Consider the following 20,447-nt stretch of genomic DNA (forward strand, 5'->3'; position numbering starts at 1 on the left):
AGCAGAGAAACAGCTTCCGCCTGGATTGACGTAGCACAGTTTGCTGTTTTTCGGAAACCGCGCAAAAAACCGCCATTTTTTCCATATGCGCACCGCGATAGGTTTGAAAACACCTAACCCTTCCTGTGTCACCCTAAGTCCGGAGCTGGGAAAATGGTGGACGCTGCAGGGTTCGAACCTGCGACCTCTCCCGTGTGAAGGGAACGCACTACCGCTGTGCTAAGCGTCCGAAATGGGATGGGAAATCTGCCCGCTTTCCGGGCGTTTGGAAAGCCTATTTTTTAAAAAACTCGCGGAATTTTTTACCGTAGCCGCCGGAAGGCCCAGTTTGCCAGCGAAAGCGTCATGGCCGCGATGACCAGCATGGGCCAGACGTTATGGAAGACTTCCGCCGCCGTCATGTCCTTCAGGTAGATGCCCTTGGCGATGACATTGAAGTGCCTCAGCGGGTTGATCCAGGTGATTTTCTGGAGCCAGATGGGCATGTTTTCAATGGGCGAGGTGTATCCGGAAAGCAGCACGGATGGCATGATGAAGGCAAACATGCCCAAAAACGCCTGCTGCTGCGTGGCGCAAACCGACGAAATGGCCAGCCCGAAGCCGACCAGCGAGATGATGTAGACGATCATGCTGCCATAGAGCAGCAGCAGCGAGCCCTGGAAGGGGATGCTGTAGAGAAACACGCCCCCGAGGAGGATGACGGTCCCTTGCGCAACGGCCACGATGATCGCGGGCACGGCCTTCCCGAGCATGATCATCCCGGGCGTCAGGGGCGAGACGAGCAGTTGCTCAAACGTCCCCTGCTCCCGCTCCCGCGCCACGGAAAGCGCGGTGATGATCAGCGTGCCGATGTTGGTGATAAGCGCGATCAGGCTCGGGACGATGAACCAAAAATAGTCGAGGTTCGGATTGAACCAATTGCGCACGACAGTGGTGGAGAGCGTGGCGGCACTGGAGCGTTCGCTCATATAATCGGAGAGAATTTCCTGGATGTAGCCGAGCGCAATCTGGCCGCTGTTGGAGCGCCGTCCGTCGAGGATGATCTGGAGCGATGGGCTCGCCCCCGCCGCCAGCTTGCGCGAAAAATCCGCCGGGAATTCCACCGCGAGCAGAACGTCCTGGTCATTGATGGCCCGAGTGCGTTCGCCGTCACTGCGGAAAAACTCGACCCGCGAAAACGCCTGGGCCTTGCCAATACGCTGGATGAGCTCCAGGGACTCCCGGCCGTTGTCCTGGTTGTAGACGCCGAGCGCGTTATTCTTCACCTCCAGCGTGGCGGCCTTGGGGAAAAGGAGCAGTTGGAGCAAAACCGGCATAACTAGGATCGCCCGGCTCTGAGGGTCGCTCAGGAGCGTCTGGAGTTCCTTGAGAATGAGCGTGAAAATCCGGTGAAGCATTAGTCAAGGTGGCGGCGGGTTTTGGCCGCGGTAAGGGCGAGGAAAATGAGACCGGCAAGCGCCAGGATGCCCAGGTTGCGCCAGAGGAGCCCGGAAACGTCGCCTGCCTGAAAGAGCGTCTGCATGGCGGTGACAAAATAGCGCGCGGGGAAGAGATACGTTACCGCGCGAATCGGCGCGGGCATGCTGCTGATTTCAAAGATGAACCCGGAAAGCATGATAGAAGGCAAAAACGCAAGGTTGAGCGCCGCCTGGGCCGCTATGAACTGGTTGCGCAGCGCGGTGGAAAGAAAAAGCCCCTGCCCCAGCGCGCCCATCAGGAAGAAGGTCGTCGAGACCAGCAGCATCGGGATGGAGCCCCGGAAGGGCACGCCGAAGAGGAAGACCGCCACGCCGACGCAGATCACCATCGATACCATGCCGAGAATATAATATGGAATCAGCTTGGATAAGAGCAGCTCCCGGCGAGTCACTGGCGTGGCAAGGAGCGCCTCCATCGTGCCGCGTTCCCATTCGCGCGCCACCACGAGCGAGGTCAGGAGCGCGCCGATGACGGTCATGATGATGGTAATCGATCCGGGAATAAGGAAGTTCCGGCTCTCTGCGGAGCGGTTGAACCAAAAGCGGGACTCCACGTTGATCTGCGCGGGAAGCGCCGCCCCCTTTGCCAGCGCGCGCTGGGCCTGCCATTCCTGCCAAGCGCCGCGCACGTAGGCCCGGACGAAGTTGGCGACGTTCGGCTCGGAGCCGTCGGTGATGATTTGCAGCGGGGCCGTGCCGCTGGTGCGGTGGAGCTGCGCGGTGAAGTCGGCGGGGACAACCACGAATCCGCGCACCGCCCCCCGGGTGAGCGCCTCGGTCATCTCGGGCCGCGTTCCCACGGTGATCTGCATGTAGGGCGAGCCGATCATCCGCGCGGCGAAGCGCTGGGCCTCCGCGCCCGTGTCCTCCATGACCAAGCCCACCCGCAGCGACGAAGAGTCGAGGTTCACGCCATAGCCGAAAATGACGAGCATTACCATGGGCAGAATGAACGCGATCAAGATGCTGCTCGGGTCTCGGACGATCTGGTACGATTCCTTGAGCGAGAGCGCCCAGAGCCGCCGGAGCGAGGGAGATAGGCGGGGCGTTTTCATACGTTGGCGTTGGCGTCGTGGCGCAGAATTAATTCGATAAACGCGTCCTCCATCGTTGGGTCGACCATTCCGTGGGCCATGCGCTTCAACTCATCGGGCGTGCCGCTGGCGATCAACTGCCCCCGGTAGACGAGCCCGATGCGGTCACAATACTCGGCCTCGTCCATGAAGTGCGTCGTCACCATCACCGTGACGCCCTTGGAAACCAAGCCGTTGATATGAGTCCAGAACTCGCGCCGCGTAACGGGATCGACGCCGGAGGTCGGCTCGTCCAGGAAGAGCACATCCGGCTCATGCATGACGGCGCACGCCAACGCAAGGCGCTGCTTGAAGCCGAGCGGCAGCGTGGCCGGAGTGGTGTCAAGGTAGGGCTGCAAGTGAAACACCTCGATCATCTCGTCGCAGGCGGCCTTTTGCTTGAAAAGTGCCAGGCCGTAGATGCCGGAGAAAAACCGGAGGTTCTGCCGCACGGTGAGGCGGTCGTAGAGGGAGAATTTCTGCGCCATGTAGCCGAAGCGCTGGCGGGCCTGGCTGCCGCTGTGCTCCAGGTCGAGGCCCAGAACGTTCGCGGTCCCCGAGGTCGGGCGCAGCAGACCGCAGATCATTTTAAAAGTGGTCGATTTACCCGCGCCGTTGGGGCCCAGCAGGCCGAAGATCTCCCCCCGCCGCACGGAAAGATTGATCTTATTGGCCGCCACAAAATCGCCGAATTGCTTGGTAAGCTCGTGGGTCTCGATTACCGTTGTATGATCCAGTGGTATTTGGCGCATCCGATCAGCCAGCACGGAAACACCCCCCGGCCCGCCCCCGAGGATGTCGATAAAAGCATCCTCGAACCGGGGCTCCACCTCGGCGTAATGCGCCCCCGCCTTTGCCTCGCCCTCGGAAAGCGCGGGCCGCGTCGCCCCCTCGCGCAATACGAGGCGGATACTGCGGGCCTGGATGGTACCGTCGGCCACGGCCGGTTCGCGCAGGAGGCGGGAAAGCAGGTCGCGCTTGTTACCGGGCGGGTCCCGTAATTCCAGGCAGCGCCCCCGGACCCGCGCCGTCAGGTCGGCCGGTTTCCCCGCAAAAAGCAAGTTACCATCGTTGAGCAGCAGCACCTCCTGGCAAAGCTCGGCCTCGTCGAGGTAAGCCGTGCTCCAGACGACCGCCATCCCCTCGCCCACAAGCGCCTGCACCATCTTCCAAAGCTCGCGGCGCGAAATCGGATCGACGCCCACGCCCGGCTCATCCAGCAACAGCAGGCGCGGCTTGCCCAGGAGCGCGCAGGCCAGGCCGAGCTTCTGCTTCATACCGCCGGAGAGCTTTCCCGCCGGGCGATCGGTAAACCGGGCAAGATCCGTAAACTCCAGCAGCCGCGCAAAGGACTCCTTACGCTCCCGCCCGACCACACCGCGCAGATCGGCGTAAAGCACTAGGTTTTCCTGAACCGTGAGATCCTCGTAGAGCCCGAATTTCTGGGGCATGTAGCCGATATAGCCTTCGTTGGAGAGCACCGGGCCGTCGCGCAGCGGGTCGAGGCCGTTGACGCGGATTTCGCCCTCGGTAACATGCAGTAATCCCGCGATCATCCGCAAAAGCGTCGTCTTTCCCGCGCCGTCGGGGCCGACCAGCCCCGTGACCAGCCCGGCTTGCAGCTCACCCGATAGCGGGGCGACCGCCGGAGCTTTCGCCCCTTCGAAGTGCTTGCTGACTTGCCGGAGCGTGACGACAGACATAAGGCCCTCTATTTGCCGCGCTCGATTTTCACCGTCACCGGCATCCCCTGGCGCAACTGCTCATCGGGATTGGCCACCACCACGCGGATCTGGTAGACCAGCCCCGTGCGAAGGTCCGGCGTTTCAACGTTCTTGGGCGTGAACTCCGCTCGCGGCGAGACGAAGCCAATGCGCCCTTCGTAGGAAAATCCGGGCCGGGAATCAATAAAGAGCCGTGCCGGTTTGCCCGTCCATGCCTGGCCCAGCTCCGTCTCCGAAACGTAAGCGCGCACCCAGACCGGCTCGGCCAGCGAGACCGTCAGCACCGAGGCTCCCGCTGAAACGACCGTCCCCGGCTCCAGCGAACGCGTAATGACCATGCCTGGGGAGGGCACCACGATTTGCGTATCGGCCAGGTTGGTCCGGGCCAGGGCCAGCGAGGCCTCCGCCGAGGCGAGATTGCCCCGGGCTTGCTCGATCTCCTCGCGCCGGTAGCCCGCCTCCTCAAGCGCGAGCGTGGCCTGGAGCGAAAGGAGGCGCGATTTCGCGGCTTCGTAGGTCGATTCCGCCGCGTCGTACTCCTGCTGCGAAGCGACCGAGCGCTTAAAAAGCTCTTTCTGCCGCAGGAAAAGCCGCTCGTCGTTGGCCACCGTCGCCTTCTGTTCCTCGACGTTGGCGCGGGCCTGCGCGATCTCCTCGGGGCGGTACCCGGCGAGTTGTTCCTCCAGCTTGGCCCGGGCGGTCGCTAATTGCGCCGTGTACTGGGCCACGTCATGGCGGTAGGTCTCGGGATCAAGCCGGGCCACGACCTCCCCCGGCTTGACGGCGTCTCCCTCCTCCTTGAGCACGTCTTTGATCCGGCCCGCCACGCGGAACCCGAGGTTCACCTCGCGGATATCGACATTGCCATAGAGCGTCAGCACCGACGACGGCGCGGGATGCCGCAGTTTCCAAAGGCCGTAGCCCAATCCTCCGATGACGGCGAGCAGGAGCAGAATGAGGAGTTTACGCTTCATGGGGGGGGCGGGGAGCAGGGGCCTCACGGGCGATCAGCACGCCATTGAGGATCACCGTAACAATCGAAGAGAGCGCGGCTTTGGGCGTCATTTTCAGCTCGACCACCTTGGCCGGGGTCACGAGCGAACGCACCGCCGAGATGACCATCTCGACAATGAAGTGTACCGGCACATCCTTGCGCACCAGGCCGGACTTGCGCCCTTCGCGAATGAGGTAATCAAAATACCGGCCAAAGAGCGCGCTGCGGCGGCTGTCGACCATGGCGAAAACTTCGGGGCCCGCGCGCCGCATATCCCGCAGAAACGGCACGTGGACCTCCTCAATGTGGCGCGACATCACCGCGAGCATCTCGTGCAACGTCGCCGCGAAATCGCCCCGGTAGTGCCGGACCACCTCCTCCATATCGGCGTTCACCTCGCCGAATTTATTCTCCAGCACGGCCTCTAGGAGGGCGTTTTTCGACGGAAAGTGGGCGTAGAGCGTTTTTTTGCTCATCCCGAGTTCGGCGGCCAGATCATCCATCGTCACCCCACGGAAACCGGCGGCGAAATAATGGATACGGGCGGCGCTAACGATGCGCTCGCGGGCCGAATCGGCGCCGATCGCGGGAGAATCAGTTTTCATGACAAACGTGGCACATTGGAAACTTTTTCAGTATCCGTAGTTTCCACTAAACCGCAAGCGGAAAATATTTCCCCGTCCGTCATGGGCAAACAAAAAGCGCCGGGACCCGATGGGGAGCCCCGGCGCTTGCGCAACAGCGAAAAATCGACCCTACCCGACGGCGACAGGCTTCCCGGTGGCGGCCGATTCGTAGGCTGCGTCAATGATCTTCATCAGCTTGAGCGCCTCGTCCACGTTATTGAGCGGCTGGGCTTTCCCCTCCAGGGTTTCGATGAAATTCGCGGCGGAACGTTCGCGGCCCATGGCGGGATCGGGCTCGGTGATCAGGCGGCGATTCACAGAAACACCATGCTCCTGAACGTAAAGCTCGCCCAGGTCGATGGCGGTATCGTCGATGCCGTCGCGTCCGAAGAGGCGGCGCACCACGCCCCCAGCCTTCCGGCCCTGGAAGACGACAGAAACTTCCTCGCGCTCGACCATCTCGGCCCAGGAGACTTGCAGCGTGAGCACCTGCCCCGTCTTAAAACGCACAAACCCGTGCACCGCGTTTTCAACGTCCGTGACCCCGGCGGCATTGTCGGGAATACCCCACGGGCCCTTGAACGCCGGGTCGTGGATGAAGTCATTGAAGCTCTGCGCGAGCACGTATTCCGGCTCCGGGTAGCCCATGAAATAGAGCGCCAGGTCGATCATGTGCAACAGGTCAATGAGCGGGCCGCCGCCAGAGAGCGCCTTGTTGGTAAACCAGCCGCCCACGCCGGGGATGCCCGTGCGGCGAATCCACTTGGCCTGCGCCGAGTTGATCCCGCCCACGGTGCCGTCGGCGATGTAGCGCATCATCGCCACCGTCTCGGGCCGCGCGCGGTTGTTGAAGTTGAACATGAGACGCTTGCCCGCCTTTTCCGCTGCGGCCTTCATTTCGGCAACCTCCGCGGCGTTGAGAGCCGGCGGTTTTTCGCAGAAAACATGTTTCCCGGCATTCAACGCCTGGATAGCGAGCGCCTTGTGGAATTTATTCGGCGTAATGACGCTGACGGCCTCGACCTCGGGGCACGCGGCCAGCAGTTCATCCACCGACCCGAAGGCCTTGGGGACGCCCAGGGTGGCCGCCGCTTTTTGCGCTGCGGCAAGGTTCAGGTCAGCAACGGCGACGATCTCCGCCTTGGCGGCCCGGAATCCCGCCGCGTGATACTGGAGCATACCGCCCGCTCCAATGATGGCAACTTTGATGCTCATGTTGTTTGGGGGGATTTATTTGTGGGCAAAGGCTGCGTCGAACGCCGCCGAGTTGCGGGTAAAGTCAAGCTTGCGAACGAACGCACACGACTCCGTAGCGCCGTGGATGCGGTCCATGCGGCCGTCCTCCCATTCGACGGAAAGCGGCCCCTGGTAGCCGATATCGTTGAGCGCGACGATGATCTCCTCAAAGTTGATATCGCCATGGCCCAGGGAGCGGAAATCCCAGTACCGGCGCGGGTCGGTGAAATCGGTGTGGCCGCCAAAAACACCAACCGAGCCGTCGCCATGCCCCCACCAGACGTCCTTCATGTGGACATGGAAAACGCGCGAACCAAACTCGCGCAGGAACTTGACGTAATCCACGCCCTGGTAGCCGAGGTGCGACGGGTCGAAATTGAACCCGAAGCGCGGGTGATTGCCGACGGCTTCCAGCGCCCGCCTGGAGGTGGCGATGTCGAAGGCGATTTCCGTCGGATGCACCTCCAACGCGAAGAGCACGTCCTCTTTTTCAAACACATCGAGGATCGGCAACCAGCGGTCGGCGAAGTCCCGGTAACCTTGTTCCCAAAACGCCTGGTCCGTGGGCGGAAAGGCGTAGATCGCGTGCCAGATGGAGGACCCGGTAAACCCGTTGACGATCGCAGGAAGGCCCTTTTCGGCGGCAGGCCGGGCGTCGAAGAACTTGCGGGCGGCGCGGGCGGCGGTCTTCATCTTTTCCGCCGCGCGGCAGCGGACCCCTTCCGGCTCGCCATCGCCCCAGATATCCGGGGGGAGGATCGCCTGGTGGCGCGCGTCGATGCGGTCGCAAACGGCCTGGCCGATCAAGTGAGCCGAAAGGGCATAGCATGTCAGGCCGTGCTGTTGCAGCAGCGCCCACTTTGCAGGAATATAATCCGGCTCGTTCACCGCGCGCTCGACGTCGAAATGGTCGCCCCAACAGGCGAGTTCCAAGCCGTCGTAGCCCATGGCTTTGACTTTGGGGGCAAGTTCCGCGAGCGGGAGATCCGCCCACTGGCCGGTAAATATCGTAACGGGTCTGGACATGGCGCTATTCTACTCTAGACAAGGTTCTCTTGGATATAGCGGAAACTCTGAGCCAGCGAATCAACCGGATCGCCGGGGCACGTATCCTGCTCGACCACAAACCACTGGCACCCAGCAGCTTCCGCAGCGGCCACTACGGGCTTAAAGTTAATGTTGCCCGCGCCGATTTCGCAAATTTGGGCCTCGGTCTGGTCGTTGATCACGTAATCCTTGAGGTGAATGACCTCCATGCGCCCGCTTAATTTTTGGACCCACTCCACCACGCTGCCGCCGCCGCGTTGAACCCAGAAGGTGTCGAGTTCGGCTTTCAGCGCGGTTTTGGAGGTACCGTCGTAGATCCTATCGAGAATGATTTTGCCATCCACCTTGCGGAACTCCACATGGTGATTGTGGTAGGCCAGCGACTTGCCCGCCTTCCCCAGCACATCGCCCGCGTGTTGCAGCTTGGCGATCAGCTCCTCAAGAGCGGCGCGGCTGCCGAAGTCGACGCCGCTCGGGTACGGATAAGCGGCTGCGGAGCACCCGAAGAGATCGAGGTGTTCGATGGACTTCTCGGGGCAGGCCAGCAGCTCATCGGACGGTTCGTGCGAGCTGATGGCCTTGAAGCCCTCGCCTGAGATGATGTTGGCGAGCTCCGCAGCGGAAACCGCATCCACGCCGCAAAGTTCCAGCGTCGTGTAGCCGATTTTGCGCAGGCGTTTGAGCGTGTCGACAATCCCTTCGGGCGTTTTGAGCAGATCCCGACAGGTGTAGAGTTGAAAACCAACTTGGTTCAGTTTCATGGAGTTGTTTCTAGATTAGTGTAGGGTTAGGCGGGGATTTGGCCAAAAGGCAGGTTTTCAGGGAAGGGCTCCGGGCGAGACATCGTGCTGGCCATGGGGAGATGCTTCCCGGCTTCGGACGCTTCGTGGATGGAGTGCATCAAATCGAGCACGTGGAAGGCCACTTCGCCGCTGGCGCGGTGCGGACGGCCACACTGGATGGCCACCGCCATGTCGGCCAAGCCCACGCCCCGGCTGTTTTCGTTGTAGCCGAAGGTGATCGGCACTTCGGTCCAAGCCTCCTCGCCTCGCTTGTTCAGGAGCACCGGGCCCTCGAACGTGTTCGGGTCGGGCACTTGCAGCGTCCCTTCCGTCCCGTAGATCTCGATCCGAGGCAGATGGTTCTTCCCGGCGATGTCAAAGCTGGTAATAAGCGTTGCGACCGGCCCGGAAACGAAGTCGAGCACCGCCGCCACGTGGGTCGGCACCTCGACATTGATCAACTCTCCGCGATGCGGTTCGCTGCCGATGGGGCGCTGCTTAAAGGGGATCTGCGAAGAGGACGTCACGCGGCTAACCGGTCCGAACAGCGTGGTCAACGCCGTAAGGTAGTAGGGCCCCATGTCGAAGAGCGGGCCCGCGCCTTTTTGGTAAAAGAAAAACGGATTGGGATGCCATGCTTCAGGCCCCGCCCCCATCATGAACCCGACCGCCGCGATCGGCTGGCCAATGGCGCCCGTGTCGATGAGCTTGCGGCAAGTCTGTAAACCGGCTCCGAGGAAGGTATCCGGCGCGCAGCCAACCCGCAGGCCCTTTTCCCGGGCGAGGGCCAGCATTTTCGCGGCGCTTTCGCGATCCAGGGCGAGCGGCTTTTCGTTGTAAACCGATTTGCCCGCTTCCAGCGCCTTGATCGCCAGCTCCCCGTGAACGCCGGGGATGGTGAGGTTGAGCACAATGTCGATCCCCGGATCGGCAAGAAGCGCCTCGGTACTCAGCACCCGGGGCACGTTGTATTCCTTGGCTTGAGCCGCCGCCCGGTCGGCGTCGAGGTCGGCCACGGCGGCCACTTCGATCGCCTCAAAGCGAGGAGCGTTTTTTAGATAGATGCTGCTGATATTACCGCAGCCAATGATTCCGATGCGTGTTTTGGAGGACATGGGAGTTTATTGCAGAACTGTGGCGATAGTAGTTGACATCCCCCCGCCTTCGGAATGGATAGTCATTTCAAAAACATGGACTTTTCAATCAAACACTGGGCTCCGTTCCCCCGCCGGTTTCCGTCGGCATTGCCCGTGGTCAGCGCCGACGTCCTCGCGCCGAAGCAGGACTGGGTGCATCACGATTTCGGGACGTGTAACTTCTCGCTGATTCTTCGCGGGCACGGCGAATATTACCGACAAGGCAAGCTATGGAAGGTGGAATCCCCTTGTGTCATAAGCCAATGGCCAGAGGAACACCTCGACTACGGACCGATGGATGGCACCTGGGACGAACTGCACATCGACTACGCTGCCGCGACGATGCCCAAGCTGATCGAGTGCGGTCTGGTCGATACAGAGCGGCCCGTCTGGCCGATCCACGATCTCGCCTCGGTCAATGCTCAAATCGCAGAACTGGAGATTTTAACCAACTCGCACCTGCCCGAATCAGTCGTGGACAGGGTCGACCGCGTGTGCGAACGACTCATTTTAGAAACCCTGATCACTCCCCCCATTACGGAACCCGCGGCTCAGTCCATCCAGGCACTGCTGCTGCACCTGCGCCAGCATCTCGACCAGCCCATCGACATCGAACACGAAGCGGCCAAGCGGGGCATGTCCCCCGCCACGTTCCGCAGACGCTGGGCCCAAATCAGCGACGTCTCTCCTTCGCAATATTTAATCACCTTGCGTATGCGCGAGGCTTGCCGCCTACTGGTCGAAACCAGCCTGCCCGTCAACGAGATCGGACACACCATCGGCTTCGAAGACGAATTCTATTTCTCGCGCCGTTTCCGGAAGGAATTCCAGATGCCGCCCCGGGAATACCGCAAGGCCTACTACATCCGCCGCGCGGGCCGCTAGAACGCGGGCAGGTACGCCTCCTGCTGTAATTCAGAAGCGCATGAGCCCATCCGCCCGACGCTTCTATTTGCCCCTGCTATTGACCCCGCTCCTGGCAGGCTGCAGCACCGTCTCCGACCTCGTCGTCACCAACCTCCCCGACAATCACAAGGGCCGCCCTAAAATCGTCATCAGCCTGCGCCAGCAGAAGGCGACGCTTTTCAAAGGCAAAGCCACCATCGCGGAATCGAGAATTTCCACGGGCCGCGAAGGCAAGGAGACCCCGGCGGGGACCTTCACCGTTCGCCGCAAGGACGCCGATCATCGCTCATCCATCTACGGCGATTACCTCGACGACACCGGCCGCGTCGTGGCCGCAAACGTAGACACCCGGACCGCCAAGCGCCCGCCGCATTCGCACTTCCAGGGGGCACCGATGCCGTTTTTCCTGGAGTTCTCGCCCGGTTACGGCCTCCATGCGGGCTACCTCCCCGGCTACCCCGCCTCGCACGGTTGCGTGCGGATGCCGTATTGGAAAGCGCGCCAATTCTTCAACACCGCCAAAGTGGGAACCCCGGTGGTCATCCGGCAAAATTAGCCAAAAAAAACGCAGCTGCCCCCTCCAGGATCAGCTGCGTTTTTCGTTATACACCCTGCCGAGGCAGAGGAAGTCGGTTATTTATATAGCGGACCGAAATTCTGGCAGGCGCGGAAGTCCGCCCCCTCCAGATCGGAGGTGCCAAAAGCGGCCCAGGTGCTCGGGCGGAAGATCCGCTCTGGAGCCACGTTGTGCATGAACACCGGAATGCGGAGTTGCGAGGCCAGTGTGATCAAATCCGCTCCAATATGCCCGAAGCTGATCGCGCCATGGTTGGCTCCCCAGTTGTTCATCACGCTGTAAACGTCACGGAACGCGCCGCTGCCCGTCAGGATCGGGGCGAACCAGGTAGTCGGCCAGGTCGGGTTGGTGCGCTTATCAAGAACCTGATGGACCTTCTCGGGCAACTCCACGGTGTAGCCTTCGGCAAGCTGCAACACCGGGCCCAAGCCCTTGACGAGGTTAAGCCGCGACATCGTCACCGGCATCCCGCCGCGGGAAAGGAAGCAGCTCGACCAGCCGCCGCCGCAGAAATATTCCGTCACGGAAGGGCTCCACGTGGTGGCATCCAAGCAGGCCTGCGCTTCCTCGGGCGTGATCTCCCAGAAGGGCTTCATCACCGGCTTGCCATCGATCGTCTGGCGGCCCGTGCCGTCGAGCGTCGCCGCGCCGGAGTTAATCAAGTGGATGAGGCCGCCCTTCGCGGCGCCTTCGAGCGTGTGGCCGGTGACGCGCTTGACTGCGTCAGGGCTCCAGAAAGTACGCACGTCGGCGAAAATCTGCGCGGTGTTGGTGAGCGCATAGCCCAGCAGCATGGAGACGCCGTTAAGGCTGTCGTTTTCCGTCGCCACAAGGTACGGGTTGCGAACACCGTTCCAGTCAAAAGAGCTGTTGAGGATGGCCTCCATGAAGTCGCCGTTGGGCTGGTAATCGGTCCACTGGCGCTGGCCCTGGAAGCCCGAGAGAATGGCATGGTTGCCGTTGGCTTCCTCGCCGAAGCCCTTTTCGGCCAGCTTCGGGTTGCCCACCATCATGTCGCGGGCGATGAGGGTCATCTTTACCGAGGTTTCCCATTCGGCATCGAGGTGGGCGCGGCTGCGGGGCGTCGTATTCGGGTCGGCCCCTTCCTTGCAGTTCTTTTTGACCCAAGCCAGGGCGCGCTCGTATTCATCCTGGTCGTAGATCCCCTTGTCGATGCGGCGCAGGAACTCGCTCATGTCTTTGCATTCCACGCGCATTCCGAGGTATTCCTCGAAGAAATCGTGGTTCACAATCGACCCTGCGATGCCCATGGAAACATTGCCCATGGAGAGATACGATTTGCCGCGAAGCGTGCCCAGTGCCACGCCCGCGCGGACAAAGCGCAGGAGCTTTTCCCTCACGTCGGCGGGGATCTCCGAGTCATTGGCTTCCTGAACGTCCTGCCCGTAAATGCCGAAGGCGGGGATGCCTTTCTGCGAATGCGCGGCCAGAACAGCGGCCAGGTAAACCGCGCCCGGACGCTCCGTACCGTTGAAGCCCCAGATGGCATGCGGGAGCTTGGTCTCCATGCTCATGGTCTCCGAGCCATAACACCAACACGGAGTCACCGAGAGAATGACGCCCACATTCTGCGCCGCGAACTTCTCGGCAGCGGCATTGGCCTCGGCCACGCCGCCGATGGTGGAATCGGCGATCACGCACTGGACCGCCTCGCCGTTGATGTAGCGAAGGCTGGAGGAAATCAATTCCGCCGCGCGGCGTGCCATCGCCATGGTTTGATCTTCAAGGGATTCCCGGACGCCGTGCAAACGGCCGTCGATGATGGGACGGATGCCGACTTTGGGGAAAACTTGGGTTAGGGGAAACGATACGCTCATAGTGGGGCGATCTTGCCCCCGAACCCTTCGCCGCGGCAATGGCATGGATTGACCCAGAGATGTCATTTTTTGACTTGCGCGCACTCCCCTCGCCCTCCACTCTGGAGCTATCCCATGTCCCCCGTTTCCGCTCCCCGTGGCCGCTCCGAAGCCGCACCCGATTACTTCAGCACCCAGGTGCTGGAATCGCGCCGTTTTTATCTGGAAGTAACCCGCCGGGCGAGGCGCGGCATCACCGTCACCAGCGGCGGCTGGGAACGCTGCCGCCCGGATTACGAAATCAATCGCAGCGGCTTTTCCACGCCGCTTCTGGAGCTGGTAACGCGCGGCTCAGGCACGGTGACCATGGGGGGGCGCGAACACCCCCTTTCCCCCGGCTCAGTTTTCGTCTACGGCCCCAGCGTCCCTCACCGCATCCGGGCCCGCCCGGCCCCGCCTATGGAGAAATACTTCGTCGCCTTCGATGGAGCAGCGGAGCTCATGCAGGAATGTCATATTTTGCCCGGGACGGTCTTGCGTGCCGTCCACGCCGAACAGATCCAGCCCGTATTCGAGGACCTGATCTCCCACGGCCTGAGCGACCATGGCAACCGGGCCTGGATGTGTCAGATCGCGCTGCAATATCTGCTCATGAAAATCGCCGCCAGCACCCTTCCTGCCGACCAGACCGGGAGCGCCTCGGTGGCCACCTACCAGAAGTGCCGCCAGTTCATCGAAGAGCATTACCTGGAGGTGCATTCGCTGGCGGAAGTCGCCTCGGCCTGCCATGTCGACAGCGCCTACCTCTGCCGCCTATTCCGACGCTTCCGCCGCCAGTCCCCCTTCGAGTACCTGCAAAACCTGAAAATGAACCAGGCCGTCGAACTCCTGCGCAACGGCCGCTACTCCGTCAAACAAACGGCGCAGGAGCTGGGCTTCAGCGACCCGTACAACTTCTCCCGGGCCTTCAAGCGCGTTTTCGGCATCGCGCCGGGCCGGTTGTCCTAAGAGAAAGACTAACCCGCCATCGCCTCGGCGATCCCTTGGCGCAGCGAGTCGAACGTAAACGGCTTGGCGATAATGGAATCGACCTCCAACCGCAGCGGCGCCCCCTGGGGCAACTGCGAGCCGAAGCCCGTCAGCAACGCCACCCGGATCTTCGGATCGGCAGCCCGGATCGCGGCGGCCAGCCGGTCGCCGTTCATATTCGGCATGGAATAATCGGTCAGCAACAGGTCAAACCGGTTGCGCTTGAACTTCGAAAGCGCCTCGCGGTCATCTCCCGCAAGCTCCACCTGGTGGCCATCCTCCGTCAGGCAGAGCCCCAGAATATTGCGGATGGACGGTTCGTCGTCCACCGCCAGGATGCGCAGCCCGGTAAGATGCTCCGACGGCTGGACCACCTCCGCCGCTTGCGGCACCTCCCCGCCCACCGGGAAGCGGACCGAAAGGCAGGCGCCGTTCTCTCCCAACACTGAAAAATCAACCTCCGCCCCATGCCGTTGGGCGATGCCGTAGACCACCCCGAGCCCCACTCCGCTGCGGACAGGCACCCCGCTCTCGTCGATTAAGCCGGAGCCATTGTCCGTCACCGATACCGTGACGTACCCCTCGTCGGGAGCGAAAACCTTCACCGCAATCACCCCGGCGACTTGGATGGCGTCCACCGCGTGCAGGATCAGGTCCGTAAAGAGTTCCACCAGGTCCTCGTGCGTGCCCCGGACCTTGGAGACCGGCTCGAAATCGGTCTCGACCCGGATCTCGCAACCGCGCAGCTCAGCCTGATCCTTCCAGATCGGGCGCGTCACCGAGACAGCCTCGCGGAGCACCTCGCGCAAATCCAGCGGTTCAACCCGCCGGGGCTCCTCGCACGGGCGACAAATATCGCGCACCTTGAGCACCATCTCCGCGCACTGCCCGGCAGATTGATGAATGGCGGCCAACGCATTGCGCACCACGGCTTCGTTGCCGAGCACCCCCGGCTTATTGAGGAGCCATTCGCTGTGAACCAGGATCGGCGAAAGTGCGTTGTTAAAATCATGGGCCAGGCCACCCGCCATCCGGTCGAGCGACTTCAGGCGATCCTGATCCGCCGCCTGCTCCCGGCCGTTTTTCAACTCATCAAGCACCTCGGCCAGGCGCTGATTAGCCTTCGTAAGGGCCTGCGTGCGCTCGGTGATCTTCGTATTCATCTCCTCGCGGAGACTCTTAAGCGCGCTTTCCGCCCGGCAGCGGTCGGCCACGTAGCGCAGCGAGTTGACAAGGAACTTTCCCGTCAGCTCGTTTTTAACCAAGTACTCCTGCGCCCCCAGGTGCACCGCCTCGGCGGCGATCGGCTCGTCGTCAACCTCGGAGAGCACCACCACGGGCTGGTCTGGGAAAGAAGAGGAAAACCGCGTGTACGTCCCCACCCCCCGGCTGTCCGGAAGCGCCAGGGCGAGCATCACGATATCCACCGAGCCCCCGTCCTGAAGAGCCGTGATGACATCCGCGAGGTTACGGAAAATTCCGCATATAATGAACTGCCCCCCACCATAGGCTCGAAGCAGCTCCATGATAAGCATCTGGTCTGTCTGGCTGTTTTCGACCAGAAAGACTCGAATAAATGTAGGAGGGGGCTTCACGACGAGGAAACGTACGGACTTTTACGGACTATACCGGTGAGTTCGTTCGATTTCCACTCCAATTAAGCAGACGTCATCAGCAAAAATATGGCCTAAGGCGAATTCCCGCACCTCGCTCAGGGTATTATCGATCAGTTTCTCGGTCGGCTCCGCCGCATTTCGACGCAGAACGTCCAGGAGCATATCGTGGTTGAAAAAAGCGTCGTCATTCCCCTCGACCTCGTAAAGGCCGTCAGTGAAGAGCAAAATCAAGTCACCGGGTTCAACCGGGCGGGTATGCGTTTCGTACACCGCATCCTTAAAAACCCCGAGGGCCGGACCAGGGCGCTCGGCGGTGCCGCAGAGCCACTCCACCTCGCGGGTGCCGCGCCGGATCAACACCGGGTTCGGGTGCCCGGCATTGGCGTAGCTCACGACGCTGCTCTCCGTATCCACCACCAGCGAAAAGGCCGAGGCAAACATCGGGGTGCGGGCCCGGCGCAAGATGGCCAGTAGGGTCTGATTGATGTTGGTCAGGAAGCGGTGGGGATCGTTCGCCACGGGCAACATCTCCTCCACCAGCGCACGGGCGATGGCCGTTACGAGCGCGGCCCGGACGCCATGGCCCATCACGTCGCAAATGAAAATCCCCGCCTGCGTGTCAGAGATGGGCAGAACGTGGAAAAAGTCCCCACCCACCGCCGTGGTCGGGATGTAGCGGCTGAAAAACCGGATGTCGCTCTCCGCCGGGAGGGCCGTCCGAGGGAAGGTGGGGTACTGCTGCGGCAGGAAGGCCTGCTGGATCTCGCGGGCCATGTGGAGGTCGTCCTCCAGCTCGGCATTGCGCTGGCGAATCTCTGAGTTGTAGCGGAAAATCTGCTCCTCGGCCCGTTTCCGCTCGGTGATGTCGCGCCCGATGCCGATCACGCCCACGGCCTTCCCATCGCGGTTGCGCAGCGGCACCTTGGTCGTGGAGATCCAGCGCACGGCGGTGGAATCCGAGACGACCACCTCCTCGCGGTTGACGATCGGCTCGCCGGTGCTCACCACGTGCTCGTCGTCTTCCTGGAACTTGGCGGCCACCGCCGGGGGGAAAAAATCGTAGACCGTCTTGCCCATGACCTTCTCGGGCGTATCGACCCCGAGGGAGCGCATGTGGGCGCGGTTATCCAGCAGGTAACGGCCCGTGGCGTCCTTGACGTAAATGGAGTCCAGCAGGTTATCGATGACGCTCCGGAGCAGATTGCGCTCCTCGGAAAGGGCGCGCTCAGCCTCCACACGCTTCAGGGCATAGCGGATGGCCCGCTCAAGGATGTTCGGGTCCACCTGGCCCTTCACCAGGTAGTCCTGGGCCCCCTCCTCCACGGTCTGGAGCGCCAGGGCTTCGTCGTCCAGGCCGCTTAAGACAATCACCGGGATGAGCGGCGCGGCCTCGGCCACTTTGTGGAAGGTGTCGATGCCAAGGCTGTCGGGCAGCGATAAATCCAGCAGGATCAGCTTAATCTCCTCCCCCCGCAGCACTTCGAGCGCCGCCGCCAGCGACCCGGCCACTGAGGTCTGGAGCTCCCCCCATTGGGATTCCAACAAGAGCTCTTGAATGAGCCGCGCGTCCCCGGGATTATCTTCCACGAGCAATACCCGCAACGGGGGTTGCTGCGTCCTGGCAGGCTGGGTTCCTTGCATGGTGCTAATCTCTCGCGAACCGCGCCGGGATGCAAGACTGCAAGCGCCCCAAGCAGAGTCCCTACCCCTCGTGCCGCTCCGGGATCGTGAAGAAGAATGCCGCCCCCTTACCCACCTCGGATTCCACCCAGATGCGCCCCCCGTGGCGTTCCACGATGCGCTTGCAGATGGCTAGCCCGATCCCCGTCCCCTCGTATTCCTGGCGCGTGTGGAGGCGCTGGAAGACGATGAAAATCCGCTGCGCATCCTTCGGGTCAATGCCGATACCGTTATCCCTCACCACGAACTCCCACAGGCCGTCCTCAAGCCGCCGGGCCTCGACGGAAACGCGGATCGGCGCTTCGCCGCAGAATTTCAGCGCATTGCCGATCAGGTTCTGGAACAGCTGCCCCAACTGCACCGGGTCGGCCTCCAGCTCGGGCATTTCGCCCAGGATCATCTCCGCTTTTTTCTCCTCAATGGCAAAGCGGAGATTCTCCACCGCGCCAGCCAGCACGCCCCCCACCTTCACCCACTCAAAGGGGCGCCCGTGGGTCCCCACGCGCGAGTATTGCAGCAGGTCTCGGATAAAGCCCTGCATCCGCTTCGCCCCGTCCACGGCAAAGCCGATGAAATCATGCGCGTCGGCATCCAGCTTGTCCTTGTAGCGGCGCTCCAGGAGCTGGGTGTAGCTGGCGACCATCCGCAGCGGCTCCTGCAAATCGTGTGACACCATGTAGGCAAATTGCTCCAGCTCCTGGTTGGAGCGGTGCAGATCGTCGAGCACGCGCTCCAGCGCCTTTTGCGCCTCCACGCGCTCGGTGGCGTCGGTGATGACCCCCACGAAGTGGATCACCCGGCCCATCTCGTCGCGCACCGGGGTTATTTTGATGTCGTTCCAGAACGGCGTGCCATCCTTGCGGTAGTTGCGGATCACGCCCTGGCATTCCCGGCCCGCCGCGATGGCCGTGCGGATTCCATCGAGAACACCGCGGTCGGAATCAGGCCCCTGGAGGAAGCGGCAATTGCGCCCCAGCGCTTCCGCCTTGCCATAGCCGGTGATGCGTTCGAAGGCCGGGTTGACATCCACGATGGGGTTGTCGGGCTGTTTCGGGTCGGTCACCAGAATCCCGCTTACCGCCGCCGCGATGGCCCGGTCCCGCAGAATGAGCGTCTCCTGGATTTCCTTTAAATTGGTGATGTCGGTGCGCAGCGACACCGTCCCGCCTTCCCGCGTCCGGTGATCGCTGATACGCAACCAGCGGCCGTTGATTTTTTCGTCAAAGGGGCGGCTGTCGGCCAGCCGGAAAAGCTCCATTCGGTTGCGGGCCCACTCCCGCATGTCGTCCTCGCTCTCCACGCGCCCCCCGCGCGCGACAAATGCCTCGACGATGTCCTCAAATTGGTTCCCGGGCCGGATGACATCCGCGCAGATCCCATAGGTATTGCGGAAGGTCTGGTTGCAAATAACCAGCCGCTCGTCCGGGCCAAACATGCAGAACCCGGCGTCGAGGTTTTCAATGGCATCCACCAGCCGCTCCCGGGCCCGGCGCAGCTCGTCAGTGCGCTCCTGCACGCGCAGCTCCAGCTCATCGTGCGCCTGCCGCAGCTCCCCCTGGGTATCCTTCAGCTCCGAGATACGCTTGCTCAACGCCTCGGCCATCTGGTTAAAAGCCATCCCGATCTCCCCGAACTCCCCGCCCCTCAGCTTACTGCGAGTATCAAGATGCCCCGCGCTCAACGCCCGGGCCACCTCCACCAGATGCCGCGCCGGGTGCCAGATCGAGCTGCTCGCAAACGCCCAGGCCGCCGCCATGGCCAGCGAGGCGATCACGACCATAAAGCCGATCTGCTCCCGCATCTGCTGGTGAAAAGGCGCGTAGGCCTCCTTCTTGGCAATCCCCACCATGACGTAGAGATGCCCCACGCCCGGTTCATCAATCCGCGTCCCCGCGTAAAGCCGCTCCACCCCGTCGGCCCCCCTCGCCTCATGCGTCCCTTCCCCAGCCCCCTCGGGAACGGTCATCTGAACCACGCCGTGGTAGCCTTTTCGGCCAATCCACTTTCCCGGCTCGGGATAACGAACCAGGAAAATACCGTTCGGATCGAGGATCGCCATGGTGCCGCCCGGCGCTAACGTGACATTCCCCAGCGACTCGCTTACCGCCATCAAATCAAGCCCAATAAACACGACCCCCACCGCATGCCCCTCGGTATTCCAGACCGGCATGGCCATGTGCAGCGTCGGCTTACCCGCCGCGCGGCTGATGGTAAAGTCCCCCACCACAAAGCCCTTATTTTGAAGCGCCCGCTGGAAATAAAACCGGTCGCTCACATTGGAGGGGCCTTTCCCCTCCGGCGAGGAACAGAAAACATTGCCCTTGAGATCGGCCAAGCCCACCACGGAAAAAAGCGGATTCTCGCTTCGCAACTGATCGAACAGCCGCTGAGAGCTCACCGGGTCCCAGTTTTGCACCCGGTCCAGCTTCGAGACCATGGTAAGAATCTGCCGGGAATAGTCGATGAGCGCGGTCTGATTGTTCGCAAAAAGCCGAGAGAGCCGGGCCGACTCCGCCCGAACATTTTCCGCAGCCTTGCGTTCCTGATCAGCCGTCGTATTGATTTCCAAGACCACCACTGGCAGGAAAGCCAGCAACATCAACAGAACGACCTTTATGCGTAAGCTAGAGGACGTCACGCAACCTAACCTACCACAACGCGCTCGCGTTGCACCACCTCATTTCCGCGCAGGAAGAGGGGTCCCGGGCAAACTGATGCCACCCAAC

At 62.0% G+C, this 20,447-nt stretch carries 16 protein-coding genes and 1 tRNA gene; 3 read left to right on the plus strand and 14 right to left on the minus strand.

Features of this window, described 5'->3' with window-relative positions:
• Positions 1–154 precede the first annotated feature (154 nt).
• The 10 genes from B2828_RS03055 to B2828_RS03100 form a co-directional block, all read right to left on the minus strand.
• Positions 155–229, minus strand: a tRNA-Val gene (locus tag B2828_RS03055).
• A 73-nt stretch (positions 230–302) separates the two neighbouring features.
• Positions 303–1,397 carry an ABC transporter permease gene (locus B2828_RS03060; RefSeq protein WP_479632212.1) on the minus strand — a complete coding sequence of 365 codons (1,095 nt, stop codon included), beginning with the start codon at positions 1,395–1,397 and terminating at the stop codon, positions 303–305.
• The gene (locus B2828_RS03065) at positions 1,397–2,533 is read right to left on the minus strand and encodes an ABC transporter permease (RefSeq protein ID WP_479632213.1); all 1,137 of its coding nucleotides are present in this window, start codon (positions 2,531–2,533) and stop codon (positions 1,397–1,399) included. Before B2828_RS03065 ends, B2828_RS03060 begins: the two co-directional genes overlap by 1 nt.
• Positions 2,530–4,254 carry an ATP-binding cassette domain-containing protein gene (locus tag B2828_RS03070; protein ID WP_479632214.1) on the minus strand — a complete coding sequence of 575 codons (1,725 nt, stop codon included), beginning with the start codon at positions 4,252–4,254 and terminating at the stop codon, positions 2,530–2,532. The genes B2828_RS03065 and B2828_RS03070 overlap by 4 nt, the downstream gene beginning before the upstream one ends.
• A gap of 8 nt (positions 4,255–4,262) precedes the next feature.
• Complete coding sequence (hlyD, locus tag B2828_RS03075; protein WP_479632215.1) at positions 4,263–5,249, minus strand: secretion protein HlyD; 987 nt, start codon at positions 5,247–5,249, stop codon at positions 4,263–4,265.
• Positions 5,239–5,874, minus strand: coding sequence for a TetR/AcrR family transcriptional regulator (locus B2828_RS03080; RefSeq protein WP_479632216.1), 636 nt, complete (start codon positions 5,872–5,874; stop codon positions 5,239–5,241). Before B2828_RS03080 ends, hlyD begins: the two co-directional genes overlap by 11 nt.
• A 150-nt stretch (positions 5,875–6,024) precedes the next feature.
• The gene (locus tag B2828_RS03085; protein WP_479632217.1) at positions 6,025–7,110 is read right to left on the minus strand and encodes a Gfo/Idh/MocA family protein; all 1,086 of its coding nucleotides are present in this window, start codon (positions 7,108–7,110) and stop codon (positions 6,025–6,027) included.
• A gap of 15 nt (positions 7,111–7,125) precedes the next feature.
• Positions 7,126–8,157 carry a sugar phosphate isomerase/epimerase family protein gene (locus tag B2828_RS03090; RefSeq protein ID WP_479632218.1) on the minus strand — a complete coding sequence of 344 codons (1,032 nt, stop codon included), beginning with the start codon at positions 8,155–8,157 and terminating at the stop codon, positions 7,126–7,128.
• Positions 8,158–8,171: 14 nt separating this feature from the next.
• The gene (locus B2828_RS03095) at positions 8,172–8,939 is read right to left on the minus strand and encodes a sugar phosphate isomerase/epimerase family protein (protein ID WP_479632219.1); all 768 of its coding nucleotides are present in this window, start codon (positions 8,937–8,939) and stop codon (positions 8,172–8,174) included.
• Between the two features lie 26 nt (positions 8,940–8,965).
• Positions 8,966–10,075: a Gfo/Idh/MocA family protein gene (locus B2828_RS03100; protein WP_479632220.1), complete on the minus strand. Its 1,110-nt coding sequence runs from the start codon at positions 10,073–10,075 to the stop codon at positions 8,966–8,968.
• A 75-nt stretch (positions 10,076–10,150) separates the two neighbouring features.
• Here B2828_RS03100 and B2828_RS03105 point away from each other — a divergent pair, with 75 nt between their 5' ends.
• Positions 10,151–10,981, plus strand: coding sequence for a helix-turn-helix domain-containing protein (locus tag B2828_RS03105; RefSeq protein WP_479632221.1), 831 nt, complete (start codon positions 10,151–10,153; stop codon positions 10,979–10,981).
• Between the two features lie 40 nt (positions 10,982–11,021).
• The gene (locus tag B2828_RS03110) at positions 11,022–11,558 is read left to right on the plus strand and encodes a L,D-transpeptidase family protein (RefSeq protein WP_479632222.1); all 537 of its coding nucleotides are present in this window, start codon (positions 11,022–11,024) and stop codon (positions 11,556–11,558) included.
• A 77-nt stretch (positions 11,559–11,635) separates the two neighbouring features.
• Here B2828_RS03110 and B2828_RS03115 read toward each other — a convergent pair whose 3' ends face one another.
• Positions 11,636–13,417, minus strand: coding sequence for an L-fucose isomerase (locus B2828_RS03115; RefSeq protein ID WP_479632223.1), 1,782 nt, complete (start codon positions 13,415–13,417; stop codon positions 11,636–11,638).
• 114 nt (positions 13,418–13,531) lie between these two features.
• Here B2828_RS03115 and B2828_RS03120 point away from each other — a divergent pair, with 114 nt between their 5' ends.
• Positions 13,532–14,404 (plus strand): AraC family transcriptional regulator, encoded by an 873-nt coding sequence (locus B2828_RS03120; RefSeq protein WP_479632224.1) that lies wholly within the window; start codon positions 13,532–13,534, stop codon positions 14,402–14,404.
• A gap of 8 nt (positions 14,405–14,412) precedes the next feature.
• On the opposite strand, the gene B2828_RS03125 is transcribed toward B2828_RS03120, so the two are convergent.
• The 3 genes from B2828_RS03125 to B2828_RS03135 form a co-directional block, all read right to left on the minus strand.
• Positions 14,413–16,020: a hybrid sensor histidine kinase/response regulator gene (locus tag B2828_RS03125; protein WP_479632225.1), complete on the minus strand. Its 1,608-nt coding sequence runs from the start codon at positions 16,018–16,020 to the stop codon at positions 14,413–14,415.
• Positions 16,021–16,041: 21 nt separating this feature from the next.
• Complete coding sequence (locus B2828_RS03130; RefSeq protein WP_479632226.1) at positions 16,042–17,628, minus strand: PP2C family protein-serine/threonine phosphatase; 1,587 nt, start codon at positions 17,626–17,628, stop codon at positions 16,042–16,044.
• Between the two features lie 115 nt (positions 17,629–17,743).
• Complete coding sequence (locus B2828_RS03135) at positions 17,744–20,320, minus strand: ATP-binding protein (protein ID WP_479632227.1); 2,577 nt, start codon at positions 20,318–20,320, stop codon at positions 17,744–17,746.
• Positions 20,321–20,447 lie beyond the last annotated feature (127 nt).

The sequence above is a fragment of the Spartobacteria bacterium UBA695 genome (assembly GCA_002298145.1).
Classification (GTDB): Bacteria; Verrucomicrobiota; Verrucomicrobiia; order Chthoniobacterales; family Chthoniobacteraceae; genus UBA695.